We start from the raw sequence: 17,949 nt of genomic DNA, 5'->3' as shown, positions 1-17,949 counted from the left end.
AGCCAAGAATTATCCCCGGCCCCGGCGCAGAACCGCCGTGCCCATCGGGCGCGCCCGCGTTCCGGCGGCCGAAAGGCTAGTGAAAAGCACCGAGTCCCTGGCCGGGATTCCATCAGCAATCAGGTTCCGGCGACCGCCCGCAAACAATCGGGACCACGCGATAGTTTTGCCAGCAAGTAGATCGATTGATTCCGATTTCGGAAGCATTGCATCGAAATCGCCTCCTTAAGGTTTCAGCGATTTACCGGACCTTCTAACAATGTTTCGCAGGTTACTAAATTTAAACTAAATACTTGCGCAAATGTTAACCAGTCGGCTCCGGCGAAGTTGCGTGGATTTCTCTGGGAGGAGACTGTCATGCGTGCCGATGTGATCGATAAATCGACGGGTAATATTGTCCATGTTCCCGGGGACTCCATCGATCTATCCAGCCCCAGCGTGGTTCGGCTCGACATCGACCGGTCGCAGATCACCGCCCTGGAGCGGCAAGGCAACGACCTGATCGTGCATCTCGCCAATGGCGAGACGATCCGTGTCTCCAATTTCTATGTCCAGACAAATGGGGCGGCGAGCGATCTCGTCGTTCGCGAAGGCGATCATCTCTGGCTGGCGAATACGGCGGCGTCGGGACCGGCGCGCTTCGCGGCGCTGCACGGGATCGACGATCTCCTCATCGGGGCCGGGGCCGAGGCTGCCGCCGGCGGCGGAGGCGGTGCGCTGCTTCCGGTCCTGCTCGGGGGCGTCGCCGTGGCCGGGGGCGCGGCGGCGCTGGCGGGCGGCGGTGGCGGATCGAGCCGTGGCGGCGGTTCCACCGCCACGGTGGACACCACTCCGCCCAGCGCCCCCACCGCGACGGTGAGCGGCAATGGCGCCAGCGTGACCGGCACGGGCGAGGCGGGCGCCACCGTGCAGGTGCGCGACCCCTCGGGCACGCTGCTCGGCAGCGGCACGGTGGGCAGCAACGGCAGCTACACCGTGACGCTCACCCAGCCCCAGAACAATGGCCAGACGGTCACCGTCACCCAGACCGATCCGGCCGGCAATGTCTCGCCCTCCACCACGGCGCATGCGCCCGACACCACCCCGCCGGCGGCGCCCACCGGCGCGATAAACCCCAACGGGACGATCGTCACCGGCACCGGCGAGCCCGGGGCGACCGTGACGGTACGCAACGGCAGCGACGCGGTGATCGGTACCGCCGTCGTCAATGCGCAGGGCAGCTACACCGTGACGCTCACCACGCCGCAGAACAATGGCGGGACGCTCACGATCGCGCAGACCGATGCGGCGGGCAATGGATCGAACCCCATCAATCTCGCGGCGCCCGACATCACTCCGCCCAGCGCGCCCACCGCCATAATGGATCCGCACACCTTCACCGTCTCGGGAAGCGCCGAGCCCGGCGCGGCGGTGACGGTGACCGATGCCGATGGCAGGCCGCTGGGCGGCACCGTCGCCAATGCGGATGGCGGCTATTCGATATCGCTGCCGCCCGCCGTGTTCGACGGCGAGCCGGTGACCGTGGTGCAGACCGATCCGGCCGGCAACCATTCGCCGCCCACCATCGTCACCGCGCCCGATCTCTCGCCCCCCGCCGCACCGACGGCCAGCGTCACGCCGGACGGCACGGCAGTGACCGGCACCGGCGAGCCCGGCGCTACCGTCACCGTGCGCGATCCCGATACCGGCACCGCGGTGGGCACCGCGGTCGTCGGCGCGAACGGCACCTACACGGTGCCGCTGGCCCCGGGCGTATCGGACGGCGGCACGCTGACGGTCACCCAGACGGATCCCAGCGGCAATGTCTCGCCCGCCACAAGCGTGACGACGCCGGACGTCGTCGCCCCCGCAGCGCCGACCGCGACGATCGCGGCGGACGGCACCTCGGTCACCGGCACCGGCGAGCCTGGCGCCACCGTCACCATCACCGGCGCGGGCGGCGCGACCATCGGCACCGCCGTGGTCACGGGCAATGGCAGCTATTTCGTCCCGCTCGCCCCGCCCCAGGCCAATGGCGGAACGCTGACGGTGGGGCAGACCGATGGCGCCGGCAACCATTCGCCGACCGTCAGCCTGACCGCGCCGGACATCACCCCGCCCGCCGCGCCCGTGGCGAGCGTGTCGGCGGACGGCACGGTGGTGACCGGCACCGGCGAGCCGGGCGCGACGGTGAGCGTCCATGACGCCGCCGGCAATCCGCTCGGCACCGCCCTGGTCGCTGCCGGTGGCAGCTTCAGCGTCACCCTCACCACGCCGCAGGCCAATGGCCAGCTGCTCGAGGTCTCCCAGGCCGATCCGGCGGGCAATGTCTCGCCCGAAACAGCCGTGCACGCGCCCGACATCACCGCGCCGCTTGGCCTCACCGCGGCGATAGGCGGCGGCGGCACCGTTGTCACCGGCAGCGGCGAGCCCGGCGCCACCGTCACCGTCCGTGATCCCTCGGGCATGGCGATCGGCACGGCGGTGGTCGCCGCCGATGGCAGCTACAGCGTCACCCTCACCACCCCGCAGACCAATGGCCAGCTGCTCCAGGTCACCCAGGCGGACGCCGCCCATAATGTCTCCACGCCGGTGACCGTCACCGCGCCCGACCTCACCGCTCCCGCCGCGCCCGTGGCGAGCGTGTCGGCGGACGGCACGGTGGTGACCGGCACCGGCGAGCCGGGCGCGACGGTGAGCGTCCATGACGCCGCCGGCAATCCGCTCGGCACCGCCCTGGTCGCTGCCGATGGCAGCTTCAGCGTCACCCTCACCACGCCGCAGGCCAATGGCCAGCTGCTCGAGGTCTCCCAGGCCGATCCGGCAGGCAATGTCTCGCCCGAAACAGCCGTGCACGCGCCCGACATCACCGCGCCGCTTGGCCTGACGGCAGCAATCGGCGGCGGCGGCACCGTCGTCACCGGCAGCGGCGAGCCCGGCGCGACCGTAACGGTACGCGATCCCGGCGGCACGGTGATCGGCACCGCGACCGTGGCCGCCAATGGCAGCTATAGCGCAACGCTCACCACCCCGCAGACCAACGGCCAGCTGCTCCAGGTCACCCAGGCGGACGCCGCCCATAATGTCTCCACGCCGGTGACTGTCACCGCGCCCGACCTCACCGCTCCCGCCGCGCCCGTGGCGAGCGTGTCGGCGGACGGCACGGCAGTGACCGGCACCGGCGAGCCGGGCGCGACGGTGAGCGTCCATGACGCCGCCGGCAATCCGCTCGGCACCGCCCTGGTCGCCGCCAATGGCAGCTTCAGCGTCACCCTCACCACGCCCCAGGCCAATGGCCAGCTGCTCGAGGTCTCCCAGGCCGATCCGGCGGGCAATGCCTCGCCCGAAGTCGCCGTGCACGCGCCCGACATCACCGCGCCGATCGGCCTTACCGCGGCAGTGAACGGCCTCGGCACGGTGGTGAGCGGCAGCGGCGAGGCCGGCGCCACCGTCACCGTCCGCGATCCCTTGGGCACGGCGATCGGCACGGCGGTAGTCGCCGCGAACGGCAGCTACAGCGTCACTCTCACCACCCCGCAGACCAATGGCCAGCTGCTCCAGGTCACCCAGGCCGATCCGGCAGGCAATGCCTCCACGCCGGTCCCGGCTACCGCGCCCGACCTGACCCCGCCCGCCTTGCCCACCGCCACGATCTCGCCCGACGGCACGACGGTTACCGGCACCGGCGAGGCCGGCGCGACCCTGACCGTGCGGAGCCCGTCCGGCACGGTGCTCGGCACCACGACCGTGGCCGCCGACGGCAGCTATTCGGTCACACTGTCCGTTCCCCAGACCAATGGCGAAGTGCTGACCGTCCGCCAGACCGATCCGGCGGGCAATCCCTCGCCCGACCTGCATGCGACGGCGCCGGACCTCACCGCGCCGACCGGGCTCACCGCCACGGTCAATGGCAATGGCACGATCGTCACCGGCACCGGCGAGGCCGGCGCGACGGTGATCGTCCACGATCCCTCCGGCACGGCGATCGGCACCGCCGTGGTCGCCGCCAATGGCGCCTATGCGGTGATCCTGACCACGCCCCAGGCCAATGGCCAGCTGCTCGAGGTCACCCAGACCGACACCGCCGGCAACCTTTCGGCGCCAACCCCGGCGCTGGCTCCGGACATCACGCCGCCCGCCGCCCCCGCTCTCGCGATCAGCGCCGACGGCACCACCGCGACAGGAACGGGCGAGCCGGGCGCGACGGTCACGGTCACCAGCGCCTCCGGCGCCGTCCTCGGCACCGGCCCGGTCGCCGCCGACGGTCATTTCTCGATCACCCTCACCACGCCCCAGGCCAATGGCGGCACGGTCAGCGCCACCCAGGCCGATGCGGCGGGCAATGTCTCGCCTCCCGGCACCGCCAATGCGCCGGACATCACGCCTCCCGCGGCCCCGGTCGCCACTCTCGATGCCACCGGCGCGGTCGTCTCGGGCACGGGGGAGCCGGGAGCCACGGTCGTGGTACGCGACCCTTTCTCGGCGGTGATCGGGACAGCGACGGTGAGCGCGGCGGGAACCTTCTCGGTCGTCCTCTCCACGCCGCAGATCGACAGCCAGGTGCTGAGCGTGACGCAGACGGATGCGGCGGGGAATGCCTCCCCGGCCTTGTCGCTTACCGCACCCGATCTCACCGCGCCGCCCGCACCTGTCGGGACGGTCGCGGCGGATGGCGCCTCGATAACCGGCACGGGCGAAGCGGGGGCGACCCTGGTCGTCACCGATCCGACTGGCCTGCACATCGGGACCGTCGTCGTTGCTTCGGATGGCACCTTCACCACCACGCTCGTCCCGCCACAGACTAACGGGCAATTGCTCGGCCTCGTCCAGACGGACGCCGCCGGCAATGCCTCGCCCCAGGGGAGTGCGGTCGCCCCCGACCTCGTCCCGAACGATTCCCCTGGGGCACCCACCGCAACGGTGGCGGCCGATGGCGCGACCGTGTTCGGCACCGGCCAGGCCGGCGCCACGGTGAGCGTGACCGGCCCCAACGGCGCCGTGATCGGCACCGCGACCGTCACGCCGGGCGGCACCTATGTGGTGATACTCACCACGCCCCAGCTGAACGGCGAGACGCTGCACGTCACCCAGGCCGATGCGGAAGGCGACGTATCGCCGCCGGCCACGGCAATCGCGCCCGACCTGACTCCGCCGGCCGCGCCGGTCGCGGCGATCGATGCGACCGGCACGATCGTCACCGGCACCGGCGAGCCGGGTGCCACCGTGCGCGTCGCCGACGCGAGCGGCACCGTGCTCGGCACGGCAACCGTCGGCGCCAATGGCAACTATACCGTCGTGCTCGGCACGCCGCAGACCAATGGCCAGGCGTTGTCCGTCACCCAGGCGGATGCTGCCGCGAACGTCTCGCCGGCCGTGCCGGTCACGGCACCGGATACGACGCCTCCCGCCGCGCCCACCGCCACCGTGTCGGCGGACGGCGCCACCGTCACCGGCACCGGCGAGCCCGGCGCGACCGTCACGATCACCAACGCCGCGGGCACGCCCCTCGGTACCGCCACCGTCGCGCCCGGCGGCACCTATAGCGCCACGCTCGCGACGCCGCAGACCAATGGCGAGACGCTCACCGCGATCCAGAGGGACCCGGCGGGCAACGCCTCGCCCTCGGTCACGGCGACCGCGCCCGACACCACGCCGCCGGCCGCTCCGGCTGCCACGGTCGATGCGACCGGCACGCTCGTGACCGGCACCGGCGAGCCTGGCGCAACGGTGACGGTGCGGGATGCGGGCGGCGTGCCGCTCGGCACTGCCCTGGTCGCCGCCAATGGCAGCTATGTCGTCACGCTTTCCACCGCGCAGCTCAACGGCCAGCATCTGCAGGTCACCCAGGCCGATCCGGCGGGTAACGTCTCGCCCGCGACGCCGGCGACGGCCCCCGACATCACGCCGCCGCTCGCGCCCACCGGCACCGTCTCCGCCGACGGCACCGCCGTCACCGGCACCGGCGAGCCCGGCGCCACCGTGCATGTGCTCAACGCCGCCGGCACCGAGATCGGCACCGCCATCGTCGCGGGCAATGGCAGCTACACCGCCACGCTCACCACGCCCCAGCTCAACGGACAGGTGCTGACGCTCGGCCAGACCGATCCGGCGGGCAATCCCTCGCCGAACGTCACGGCAACCGCGCCTGACCTCACCCCGCCCGCCGCCCCGGTCGCGACGGTCAGCGGCGACGGCACGATCGTCACCGGCACGGGCGAGCCGGGCGCCACCGTCACCGTCCGGGATCCATCCGGAACCGTGATCGGCACCGCGCTGGTCGCCGCGAACGGCGCCTATGCCGTCACGCTGACCACCACGGAGGGCAATGGCCAGACGCTTCAGGTCACCCAGGCCGATGCGGCGGGTAACGTCTCGCCCGCCACCTCGGCGCTGGCGCCCGACTTCACGCCGCCGCTCGCGCCCACCGGCACCGTCTCCGCCGACGGCACTGCCGTCACCGGCACTGGCGAGCCCGGCGCGACCGTGCACATATTCAACGCCGCCGGTACCGAGATCGGCACCGCCGTCGTCGCCGGCAATGGCAGCTACACCGCCACGCTCACCACGCCCCAGCTCAACGCGCAGGTATTGACGCTCAGCCAGACCGATCCGGCGGGCAATCACTCGCCGAGCATCACGGCAACCGCACCCGACCTCACCCCGCCCGCCGCGCCGGTCGCGACGGTCAGCGGCGACGGCACGGTCGTCACCGGCACGGGCGAGCCGGGCGCCACCGTCACGGTCCGTGATCCATCCGGAACCGTCATCGGCACCGCGCTGGTCGCCGCGAACGGCGCCTATGCCGTCACGCTGACCACCACGGAGGGCAATGGCCAGACACTCCACGTCACCCAGGCCGATGCCGCGGGCAATGTCTCGCCGGTCACCTCGGCGTTGGCGCCCGACTTCACGCCGCCCGCCGCGCCCGCCGCGACGGTGAACGCCAATGGCACCGCCGTCACCGGCACCGGCGAGCCCGGCGCGACCGTGCACATATTCAACGGCGCCGGTACCGAAATCGGCACCGCCATCGTCGCCGGCAATGGCAGCTACACCGCCACGCTCACTACGCCCCAGGCCAATGGCGAGACGGTGACGGTCACTCAGAGCGATCCGGCCGGCAACCTCTCCCCCGCCACGGTGGCGATCGCACCCGACATCACTCCGCCCGCACCGCCCGCCGGGCTGGCGATCAATGGCGCGGGCACCGTCGTCACCGGCACGGGCGAAGCAGGCGCTTCCGTCGAGGTGCGCGATACGGGAGGCACGCTGCTCGGCACCGGCACGGTCGCCGCGAACGGCAGCTTCTCCGTCTCGCTGAACGATCCCCAGACCGCGGGCGAGACGCTCAGCGTCACGCTGCGCGATCATGCCGGCAACCTCTCCGGCGCGGTTCCCCTTATCGCACCGTTCGACATCGAGGCGTTCAACAACACGGCCAGCGCTTCGATCGATCTCGTGCCGGTCACGACCAACGAGAATCTGGGCACGGCCAACTATCTCGCCCTGGTCTCGCTCGGCCTGCTCAATCTCGATGCGCAGGTGCTGGCGACTCCCAATGTCCAGTTCACCGTCGCCGCCGGCAATTCCCTTGCCGCGAGCTTTACCTATGACGCGACGCTCGCGATCGGCGTGCTGAGCGGCTACAGCGTGGTGGTCCAGCGCTTCGACGGGACCAACTGGGTCGCGGTGAGCGGACCCGGCAACAGCTCGCTGCTCCAGCTCTCGCTGCTCAACGGCAATCTCGTCGCGACCGACACGCTCGGTCCGGGCGAATATCGCGCTTTCGTCACTTTCGATGGCGCCGCCGGCGTGGGGCTGCTCGGCGGCCTCGCGGTCACGGGCGTCAACAGCGACTATACCCATGTCGGCGCGGTGCAGCCGAGCACGGCCGCGGGCAATGTGATCACCGACCCCGGGCCCGGTGGCGCGGTCGATATCGTCAGCCCGCAGACCGTCGTGCAGAGCGTCACCGTGAACGGCGTCACCACCGCGGTGGCCGCCGGCGGCACCTCGATCCACGGCGACTGGGGCACGCTCGTCATCAATCCCAATGGCAGCTACACCTACACGCCCGATGCCAGTGCCGCCGCGATCGGCCATGTCGACACCTTCACCTATACGTTGGTCAATCCGACCAGCGGCGAGCTGGAGAGCGCGACGCTGGCCGTGACGATCGGCAGCCCGGACATCACCGGCACGCCGCTGGCCGTCGACGATGCGGCGATCGCCACCGCGACCTTCGAGCATGTCGTCACCACCATTCCCGCGGCGATCGACTCGAGCTTCGCCACGCCCACGGCGCTGATCATCACCGGCGCGCAGACCGGCTCGGTGCACGACAGCTTCACGGTTGGCGCGAACAGCACCGCCGACGTGACGCTCTCGGCGATCCAGTCGAGCGGGCTCAGCGTGCTACCCACCTACACGATCACGGTCACCAATTCGCAGGGCACCGTGGTCGGCACGGTCACCCAGACCTCGGTCGCCAATCTGGGGCTCGGCACCGGCGTCGCGCTGGTGCTGCACGACCTGCCGTCCGGCACCTACAACTATACTGTGTCGAGCACGAACATATTGGGCACCGGCTATGGCACCAATGTCTATGTCGGCGAGACGGTGACGCATCTCGACCAGTACAGCCTCACCGGCACCACGGCGATATCCGGCGAGCTGCTCGCCAACGACACGCTGGGCACGGACTTCCCGGTGGTGCGCGTCCAGACGGGCGGCAATTTCGTTCAGGTGGGCGATACGCCGCTGACCATCACCGGCGCCTATGGCACGCTGACCGTCACCGAGACGGGCCATTACACCTACCAGCCGAGCGCTTCGCTGACCTATTCGGGCACCGATCCGGTCGACAGCTTCACTTATCAGCTGGTCCAGCCCAACGGCACCGTTGCGACGGCGCATCTCGACGTGACGGTCGACATCAACAACGGCGTCACGCCCTCGGCGGCGATGGTGGTCGAGTCGACTTCGCTGGCGGATACCGTGCCGCTCGCGATGTTCTCGGCCGAGACCGTGGCGGCGCCAACGGTGGCATCCACGGATCACCCGCAGATCACGTACAGCCTGAACGACAATCAGGGCAGCGTCGAGGATCTGCTCGGCCAATTCCTCCATGACCGCCAGGCCGCGTCCGATGCCTCCGGCCCGCCCGCGGCGGCGAGCCCCGCGCCCGCCGCGCCGGATATCGCGGCCGCTCCCGCGCCGGACGATCCGCTGCATTATCTCGTCACGCCAAGCGACCTGGAGCAGGATCGCCACCAGCTGACCCATATGGTGTGAGACATCACTCCGAACTCGGAGTCGATTTTCGAAAATCATCCATGATTTCAAAAGGGTGATTAACCTACACCATAAGACGACACGCAGTGCGGACAGGGAGGCTGTCGCTTGGGAAACGGGTTGCGACGGGGCCGGCGCGGCGGTCCGATCGGTGTCATGGCGATCGGATCGCTGGCGGTCTTCCTGGCCGGCACCGGATACGCGCAGGACAGCGCCGGGCTCTCGCTCGAGGCAGCGGTCCGGCAGGCCGTGGCATGGCATCCGAACGTCGTCGCCGCGGCGGCTACGCTCGATGCGCGCGACGCGGATGTCGATGTCGCGCGGACCGGCTATCTGCCCCAGGTGAGCGCGGGCATCGGCACCGGCTACGACAACCGCCTCGGCTCGAGCTGGCGCCCGCGCCCCCAGGTCTCCGCCTCGCAGATGCTCTATGATTTCGGCAAGGTCCGCAGCGCGGTGGATTATGCGCAGGCGGGCACCCGGGTCGGCCGTGCCGATCTGCTGCTCGCGATCGACGGGCTCATCCACGACACCGGCTATGCGATGGTCGAGTTGCAGCGCAACGCGGCGCTCCACGACATCGCCGAGGAGCAGCTGGCACGGATCCGCGAGATCAGCGGGCTGGTCGCCGACCGGGTCGCCAAAGGCGCGTCGACGCGCTCGGACGGGCTGCAGGCGGAATCGCGCGTCGCCGCGGCCAAGGCGACGCTGGCACAGATCGATGCCGAGCAGCGTCGCTGGACCAGCAATCTCGCCTTTCTGCTCGGCGAGGAACGGGCCAAGGCGTCGGTCAGCGCCGACATGCCCGACTGGCTGATGCGCAGCTGCGCCACCGGCCTGGCGGACTGGAGCGCAGTGCCGGCCGTGATGCGCGCCGACGCCCAGCGCGAGCAAGCCGCGGCCCAGCTTCGCCGCAGCCGCGCCGATCGATTGCCCACCGTGTCGCTGGCCGGCGACGCGGCAGCGGATATCGGGTCGCCCTTCTCCGATCGCAGCGCCTACAGCTTTGGGCTCAGCGTCTCGAGCAACATATTCGGCGGCAACGCCACCCGCGCCCGCGTCCGCAGCGCGGATTACTCGCTGGCCGCCGCCGACGCCGCCTCGCGCCAGGCGCGCAACGAAGCGAGCCAGCGGCTCGCCGAGGCCCGGCAGCAGATCGGCAGCCTTACCCGGCTGCTCGACACGCTCAACCTGCGCGAGGCGGACATGGCGGAGACCGGGCAGCTGTACCGCGCGCAATATCTCGAAATGGGCACGCGAACGCTGGTCGACCTGCTCAATGCGGAACAGGAACTGCACCAGGCGCGGTTCGACGCGGTCAATACCGAGCATGACCTGCGCCGGCTGCAGCTCGACTGCCTCTATTATTCGGGCCGCTCGCGCGATGCGTTCGGCCTGACCGGCACGCGCCTGCGGGGAGTGACGCTGTGAGCATGGCATCGGCCGAGACCTGGCTCGACATTCTCTGCCAGGCCGCGCGCCACTATCGCCTGCCCGTCTCCGAGCAGCGCGCCCGCCTGGCGGGGCTCTGGGACATCGCTTCCCCCGAGCAGAATCGCGTGCGCGCCCTCGCCCGCCCCCTGGGCCTGGCCCTCCGCTTCGCCGACCCCGCCGCCATACGGCTGACGAGTTGGCGCCTGCCGGTGATCGCCTGCCTCGCCGATGGCGAGCTAGCCCTGATCACCGCGCTGGACGGCGACGGCGAGGCGATGTTCACTGTCGCCGGCGAGAGCGACATGCCCGTGCGCCGTCCGCTCGCCGAACTGCTTGCCGCCGCCACCCTGGTCGTCGTGCCCCGCCCCGCCCGCTCCGCCGCCGATGCCCGGGTCGACACCTATATCCGGCCCTATGAGGAGCATTGGCTTCGCCGCATCCTGCTCCAGGACGCCCGCGCCTATGGCCATGTCGCGGTCGCCTCCATCGTGACCAACCTGCTCGGGCTCGCCGGCATCCTGTTCTCGATGCAGGTCTATGACCGCGTCATTCCGGCCCAGTCGATGCCGACGCTCGTCATCCTGTTCCTCGGCGTGCTGCTGGCGATCGCCTTCGACTTCCTGCTGCGCAAGCTGCGCGTGGCCATCACCGACGTGCTGGGCAAGCGGGCCGATCTGAGGCTCTCCGATCTGGTCTTCGGCCATGCGCTGCGCGTCCGCAACCGGGAACGGCCGACTTCCACCGGCACCTTCATCTCCCAGTTGCGCGACCTCGACCAGGTCCGCGACATGCTGACCTCGACCACCGTCTCCGCGGTGGCCGACCTGCCCTTCTTCGTGCTCTTCCTCGCCATCCTCGCCTTTATCGGCGGGGTGCTGGCGCTGGTGCCCCTCGCCGCGGTGATTTTGCTGCTGGTGCCCAGCCTGCTCGCGCAGCGGCGCCTGCGCGTCCTCGCCACCGAATCGATGCGGGAAAGCTCGCTGCGCAATGCGCTGCTGGTCGAGGCGGTCCAAGGTATCGAGGACATCAAGGCGCTGCAGGCGGAGGAGCGTTTCCAGCGCCAGTGGAATCACTACAACAGCGTCGCGGGCGAGGCCCAGCTTCGGCTGCGCGGACTCACCGCCAGCCTCTCCACCTGGTCGCAGAGCGTGCAGAATGGCGTCTACGCCGCGGTGATCTTCGTCGGCGCGCCCATGGTGATCGCCGGCGACATCACCACCGGCACGCTCGTCGCCACCTCGATGCTCGCCTCGCGCATGATCGCGCCGATGGCCCAGGTCTCCGGCCTGCTCGGCCGCTGGCAGCACGCCAAGCTGGCGACGCAGAGCCTCAACCAGATAATGGGGCTGCCCACGGACAGCCCCGACGCCGAGCACCGCATTCCCCTCGCCGCGGTCACCGGCAGCTTCGCGCTGCGCTCGGCGGTATTTTCCTATGGCGATCCCAATGACCCGCCCGCGCTGACCGTGCCCGGCCTCGAGATCGCCGCCGGTGAGAAAGTGGCGCTGCTCGGGCGCAACGGCGCCGGCAAGTCGACCTTGCTCCAGGGCCTGTCGGGCATGCTCCAGCCGGTTTCCGGCGAAGTCCTGCTCGACGATCTGGCGCTGCACCAGATCGATCCCGCCGATGTGCGCCGGGACGTCTGCCTGCTCACCCAGAACAGCCGGCTCTTTCACGGCACGCTGCGCGAGAACCTGACGATGGGCGCCCCACATGCCGGCAATGCCGAGATACTGGCGGCTCTCGAAATGGTCTGCGCGCAGGATTTCGTGCGGCGGCTCCGCGACGGGCTCGAGCATGTCGTGCTCGAAGGCGGGCTGGGCCTCTCGGGCGGGCAGGTCCAGTCGCTGCTCCTCGCCCGCCTGCTGCTCCGGCGCCCGGTGGTGGCGCTGCTCGACGAGCCTACCGCGGCGATGGACGAGCTGGCCGAGCGCCACTTCATCACGAGCTTCCGCGAATGGAGCCGGCAGCGCACTGTCGTCGTGGCGACGCACCGCATGCGCGTGCTCGAGCTTGTCGACCGGGTGATCGTCATCGACCATGGCAGAGTGGTCCTCGACCAGCCCCGGGAAGCCGCGCTTGCCGCGATGCGCGGCGCCGCCACCAGGACCCAGGCGGCATGAGCGCGGCGTTCAGCGCCGACGACCGGCTGTTCGACGAGGAAGGTCGCGGCCGGCTGCGCGATGCGACGCGCATGCTGTGGGTGCTGGCGGCGATGGTCGTCGCCTTTCTGGCCTGGGCCTGGCTCGCCAGGCTCGACGAAGTGGCGACCGGCACCGGCAAGGTGGTGCCGACCAGCCGTGAGCAGATACTCCAGTCGCTGGAAGGCGGCATCCTCGCCAAGCTGCACGTGCGCCAGGACGATATCGTCAGGCCCGGCCAGGTCCTCGCCCAGCTCGACCCCACCCTGGCCGGCTCGACGGTGGAAGAAAGCGCCGCCAAATATCGCGCCGCGCTCGCCGCCCAGGCCCGACTCCAGGCCGAAGTGGAGGACACCCCGATACGTTTCTCCAGGGAACTCGACGGCTATCCCGCGCTAAAGGCCGAGCAGCAGCGGCTGTACGACACGCGCCGCCGCAGCCTGGCCGGCTCGACCAGCCTGATCGACGAATCGCTGGCACTGATCAACCGCGAGGTCGGGATCGGCGAATCGCTGATCGCCACCGGCGCGGCGAGCAATGTCGAAGTGCTGCGGCTCAAGCGCCAGCGCGCCGACCTCGATCTCAAGAAAGCCGATCTGCGCTCGCAATATCTGGTCGAGGCCCGGCAGGACCTCGCAAAGGTGAGCGAGGAGGTCGAGGCGCTCGCCCCGGTGGTGCGGGGCCGGTCGGACACGCTGCAGCGGCTTACCCTGCGCTCGCCCGTGCGCGGCGTGGTCAAGAATATCGAAGTGTCGACGATCGGCGGCGTCGTGCCGCCCAACGGCAAGGTGATGGAGATCGTCCCGCTCGACGACCGGCTGCTCATCGAGGCGCGCATCTCGCCGCGGGACATCGCGTTCATCCGGCCCGGCCAGCGCGCCAGCGTGAAGATCACCGCCTATGACTATTCGATCTTCGGCGGGCTCGAGGGCGAGGTCAGCAGCATCTCGCCCGACACGATCCGCGACGAAGTGAACCCCGACATCTATTATTACCGCGTATTCGTCCGCACCCGCTCGGACGCCCTGGTCAACAAGGCGGGCCGCCGTTTCCCGATCGTGCCCGGGATGATCGCCACCGCCGACATCCACACGGGAAGCAAGACTATACTCCAGTACCTCCTAAAGCCACTGAACCGCGCCCAAGAAGCCCTGCGAGAGCGTTAAATCATATAATACGTAAATTGCGCTATCATTTTGATTTACGCGATTTTGACAATTCGATTTTACTATGATTTATTTATAAGGAAGGATATGATCTATTATATGCACAGTGTCATTCCTTCATAAATTCGGGTAGTATAGTGGCGAATAGCGTAAACATCTGGGACAGATCCCTGCCCGACCTCGCACGCCAGTTGCAGCACATGCGCGCGAAGGCGGCGAAACTTTTCCCGCGCGACGTCTTCCGCGATTCCGCATGGGACATGGTGCTCGAGCTGTTCATCGCGGGGCAGGAGAACCGAGTCATCTGCGTGAAGGAGCTCATTTTCGTCTCCGGCGAGACGTCGACGAGCGCGCTGCGCCGGATCGATCGCCTCGAGGCGGCCGGGCTGCTCAGCCGTTCCCACGACCCCGATGATCATCGGCGGATGGCGGTCACGCTGACCAGCAAGGGCGACGAAGCCATGCGCGCCATGCTGCACAGCCTCTTCCCCCATGACGGCTCCTCCATCCCCGAGAGGCGCCCCCGCGGCCCCGAGCGGCCCGCCGAGATGCCTTCCTCCTTCGAATCGTCGACCGGCCTGTTCTGAAGCGCCTCGCGCTGCCGGCCGCCCCGGCATCGCCGCCTAGGAAGGATCGTCGAGGCTGAAACGGTCCGCCGCCTCGTCATAGGCGAAGACCTCGGCATAGCGGCCCCATTGGATCACCGATTTCAGCGTCTGCTCGGCATATTCCTCGGACATGAAATCCTCGATCTCGTCGCGAAAGCGGCTCGCCGGCGCCTCGTGGCTGGCCCGGTCGTCGAGGATGCGCCGGATGTGCCCGGCAAGCGGCACGTGGCGCAGCAGATGCTGGGCGAAGAGCTGCTTGCGCGCATCCACCTCGGCATCGACATAGCGCCGCGCCGCCGGCAACAGCCTGAGGTCGCCGCCACCCAGCTCGGCGAAGCGCAGCAGCTGCAGCACTTCCGCGATCGGGAACAGCTCGTCCGCCTCATATTGCAGCTCGCTGGCAAGATCCGACAGCGGCGCGCTGCCGAGATAGGGCTCGGCCGCCACCGCCTCCATCAATCCGGCAAGCGTGTTGGTCGAGACACGCGGCAGCGCCATGCCGATGCCGGTGCCCGGGAACACGCCCTCGCGCGCGTGCTCCGCCTCGGTCCGCACGGTCATCCTGGCATAGATCTCGTCGACCAGCGCCTGAAACGCCGGGTCCTGCCGGTTCCGCGGCTGCGGCAGCGTCACGCTGATCTCGGTGACCACGCGTCCGGGATTGGACGAGAAGACGAGGATGCGATCGCACATCAGCACCGCTTCCTCGATATTGTGCGTGACGATCAGGATCGACTTGATCGGCATCCGCCCCTCCGACCACAGGTCGAGCAGGTCGGTGCGCAGCGTCTCGGCAGTGAGCACGTCGAGCGCCGAGAAGGGCTCGTCCATCAGCAGGATGTCCGGATCGACCACCAGCGCGCGCGCCAGGCCGACGCGCTGGCGCATTCCGCCCGACAATTCCTTCGGATAGGCGCTCTCGAAGCCATCCAGGCCGATCAGGTCGATCGCCTTGAGGGCGCGCCGGCGCCGCTCCTCGGCGGCGACGCCCTGGGCCTCGAGCCCGACCTCGACATTCTGGAGCACGGTGAGCCAGGGGAACAGCGCGAAGGTCTGGAAGACCATCGAGACGCGCGTATCGGCATGCGCGAAGCGCACTTCGCCCGAAGTCGGCTGGATCAATCCCGCGATCGAACGCAGCAGCGTCGACTTGCCCGAACCGGAGCGGCCGAGCAGGCCGACGATCTCGCCCTCGCCCAGGGTCAGGTGGACATCGTCGAGCACGAGCAGGCCGGCGCCGCCCGATTTGCCATAGACATGGCGGACGTCGCGGACCTCGACCAGCGGCGGGGTTTCAGTGAGCGTGTTCATGACGATACTCCCGATGCTCAATCGAGGCGGAGACGGCGCTCGGCATACCGGTACATCGGCCGCCACAGCATGCGGTTAAAGGCGATGACGAAGATGCTCATCACCGCGATGCCGAGGGCGACGCGCGGATAGTCGCCCGCCTGGGTGGCGTTGGCGATGAACGCCCCCAGCCCGGCGGCCTCGAGATGCCTGTTGCCCCAGCTCACCGACTCGGCGACGATGCTGGCGTTCCACGAGCCGCCCGAGGCGGTGAGCGCGCCGGTCACATAATAAGGGAAGATCGCGGGGATCGCGACCCGGCGCCACCATTGCCAGCCGCGGATGCCGAACATCGCCGAGGCTTCCTTCATGTCCGTGGGGATCGCGCTCGCACCCGCGATGACGTTGAACAGGATATACCATTGGGTGCCGAGCACCATCAGCGGCGACAGCCAGATATTCGGATCGAGATGGAGGCCGAGAATGGCGATCACCGCGAAGGGGAACATCACGTTCGCCGGAAAGGCCGCCAGGAATTGCGCCACCGGCTGCAGCCGCTCGGCCCAGACGGGCCTGAGGCCGATCCACACCCCGATCGGCACCCAGATCAGGCTCGCGATCGCGATCAGCAGCGCCACCCGCGCCAGCGTGAGCAGGCCGAGGCCGAATACGGCCGCGCCGTCCTGCCAAGTAAGGCTGTGCGCGATAAAACGGGCGAGCATCCAGACCGCCGCCAGGGTGACGATGGCGACCAGCGCGACCCACAGGCCATCCAGCATCCGGCCCGCGGCGGGCGCGATCCGCGGCGGCTGCAACGCCGGCGTGCGCGGCAGCGGAATGCTGCCCAGCCAGCGCAGCGGCGCGGCGAGCACCGTGCCGAGCCGGCCCAGCCAGCGGGTGCGGCGGAGGAGATCGTAGAGCCAGGAACGCGGCTGCTGCTGCGAGGCGGTCTGCTCGAAGCGGAACTTGTCGGCCCAGGCGACGATCGGACGGAAGACGAGCTGGTCATAGAGCAGGATGACGACCGCCATCGCCCCCACCGCCATGCCGATCGCGCCGAAATCCTCGCGGTCGATGGCAACCGCGAGCCAGGATCCGATGCCGGGCAGCGTGATGGTGGTGTTCCCCACCGTGATCGCCTCGGACGCGACGACGAAGAACCAGGCTCCCGACATCGACATCATCATGTTCCAGACGAGCGCCGGCAGCGCGAAGGGCAGTTCGAGCCGGACGAAACGCCGCCATGCCGAGAACCCGAACTGGCGCGAAACCTCGTCCAGGTCGCCGGGCACGGTGCGCAGCGACTGGTAGAAGCTGAACGCCATGTTCCAGGCCTGGGCAGTGAAGATCGCGAAGATCGCCGCGCATTCCGCGCCCAGCTGGCTGCCGGGAAACAGCCCCAGGAACAGGGTGACGGTGAAGGTCAGGAAACCCAGCACCGGCACCGACTGGAGGATGTCGAGGGCGGGCACGATGATGAGCCCCGCCTTGCGGCTCTTGGCGGCGAGCGTGGCGGCGACGAAGGTGAACACCAGGGACGCGCCAAGCGCGGCGAACATGCGCAACGTGGTGCGCAGCGCATATTCGGGCAGCATCGCCGGGTCGAGCACCACCGGCGTGCCGCGCAACTCGGCCAGCGGCGCACCCATCTCGCCGGCGCCGTGGAACACGAGCACCGCACCTGCCGCAAGCAGGATGAAAACGATCAGATCCGCCCAGGATGGCGCTCCGCCCGCACGCACCCAGCGCGCCAACGGGCGTCCGCCCCTGGCATCTTCGAAAATGAAGACCATAGGCTCACCTCATGACCGGCCGTCTCGGCCGCCACGGGCGAGCGCTACGAACTAGGCCCGGCCGGGCGCCCTCGACGGCGCGTTAGATCGACTACTGTCGCTCGGCATTTGCTAGCGTTCCTCGAATGGCCCCGGCCCCGCGGAAACGGGGGAAAGGCGTGGCGGGCGGATACCAAGCCGGGCCCGGGCCCGCCAGTAGGGAATTGTGCGGCGCACCGAAGCAAATGGATAGTCGGCATATACC

At 69.3% G+C, this 17,949-nt stretch carries 7 protein-coding genes; 5 read left to right on the top strand and 2 right to left on the bottom strand.

What is annotated here, in order from left to right; all coding sequences use genetic code 11:
* Positions 1-357: 357 nt before the first annotated feature.
* The 5 genes from ACIQCS_RS17825 (at position 358) to ACIQCS_RS17805 (ending at position 14,601) form a co-directional block, all read left to right on the top strand.
* Positions 358-9,273 (top strand): BapA/Bap/LapF family large adhesin, encoded by an 8,916-nt coding sequence (locus tag ACIQCS_RS17825; RefSeq protein ID WP_345847364.1) that lies wholly within the window; start codon positions 358-360, stop codon positions 9,271-9,273.
* Positions 9,274-9,429: 156 nt separating this feature from the next.
* Positions 9,430-10,704, top strand: coding sequence for a TolC family protein (locus tag ACIQCS_RS17820; RefSeq protein ID WP_345847366.1), 1,275 nt, complete (start codon positions 9,430-9,432; stop codon positions 10,702-10,704).
* Between the two features lie 2 nt (positions 10,705-10,706).
* Positions 10,707-12,830, top strand: a complete 2,124-nt coding sequence (locus tag ACIQCS_RS17815) for a type I secretion system permease/ATPase (RefSeq protein WP_345851988.1) — start codon at positions 10,707-10,709, stop codon at positions 12,828-12,830.
* A complete protein-coding gene (locus ACIQCS_RS17810; protein ID WP_345847367.1) occupies positions 12,827-14,014 on the top strand; it encodes an HlyD family efflux transporter periplasmic adaptor subunit in 1,188 nt (395 codons plus the stop codon). The genes ACIQCS_RS17815 and ACIQCS_RS17810 overlap by 4 nt, the downstream gene beginning before the upstream one ends.
* Before the next feature lie 200 nt (positions 14,015-14,214).
* Positions 14,215-14,601, top strand: a complete 387-nt coding sequence (locus ACIQCS_RS17805) for a winged helix DNA-binding protein (protein ID WP_345847368.1) — start codon at positions 14,215-14,217, stop codon at positions 14,599-14,601.
* A gap of 36 nt (positions 14,602-14,637) precedes the next feature.
* Here ACIQCS_RS17805 and ACIQCS_RS17800 read toward each other — a convergent pair whose 3' ends face one another.
* On the bottom strand, positions 14,638-15,933 hold the full coding sequence (locus ACIQCS_RS17800) for a nitrate/sulfonate/bicarbonate ABC transporter ATP-binding protein (protein ID WP_345847370.1): 1,296 nt from the start codon (positions 15,931-15,933) through the stop codon (positions 14,638-14,640).
* Between the two features lie 17 nt (positions 15,934-15,950).
* On the bottom strand, positions 15,951-17,705 hold the full coding sequence (locus tag ACIQCS_RS17795) for an ABC transporter permease subunit (protein WP_345847372.1): 1,755 nt from the start codon (positions 17,703-17,705) through the stop codon (positions 15,951-15,953).
* Positions 17,706-17,949: the final 244 nt, after the last annotated feature.

It is taken from the genome of Sphingomonas sp. NPDC092440, from assembly GCF_044754985.1.
In the GTDB taxonomy this organism is placed as follows: domain Bacteria; phylum Pseudomonadota; class Alphaproteobacteria; order Sphingomonadales; family Sphingomonadaceae; genus Sphingomonas.
This window is presented reverse-complemented; position numbering and strand designations above follow the sequence as displayed.

What these genes read in the sequence shown, in the direction of transcription:
- ACIQCS_RS17810 (WP_345847367.1), top strand. Translation starts at nt 12,827, where the DNA reads ATGAGCGCGGCGTTCAGCGCCGACGACCGGCTGTTCGACGAGGAAGGT.
- ACIQCS_RS17805 (WP_345847368.1), top strand. Translation starts at nt 14,215, where the DNA reads ATGCGCGCGAAGGCGGCGAAACTTTTCCCGCGCGACGTCTTCCGCGAT.
- ACIQCS_RS17820 (WP_345847366.1), top strand. Translation starts at nt 9,430, where the DNA reads ATGGCGATCGGATCGCTGGCGGTCTTCCTGGCCGGCACCGGATACGCG.
- ACIQCS_RS17800 (WP_345847370.1), bottom strand. Translation starts at nt 15,933, where the DNA reads ATGAACACGCTCACTGAAACCCCGCCGCTGGTCGAGGTCCGCGACGTC.
- ACIQCS_RS17815 (WP_345851988.1), top strand. Translation starts at nt 10,707, where the DNA reads ATGGCATCGGCCGAGACCTGGCTCGACATTCTCTGCCAGGCCGCGCGC.
- ACIQCS_RS17795 (WP_345847372.1), bottom strand. Translation starts at nt 17,705, where the DNA reads ATGGTCTTCATTTTCGAAGATGCCAGGGGCGGACGCCCGTTGGCGCGC.
- ACIQCS_RS17825 (WP_345847364.1), top strand. Translation starts at nt 358, where the DNA reads ATGCGTGCCGATGTGATCGATAAATCGACGGGTAATATTGTCCATGTT.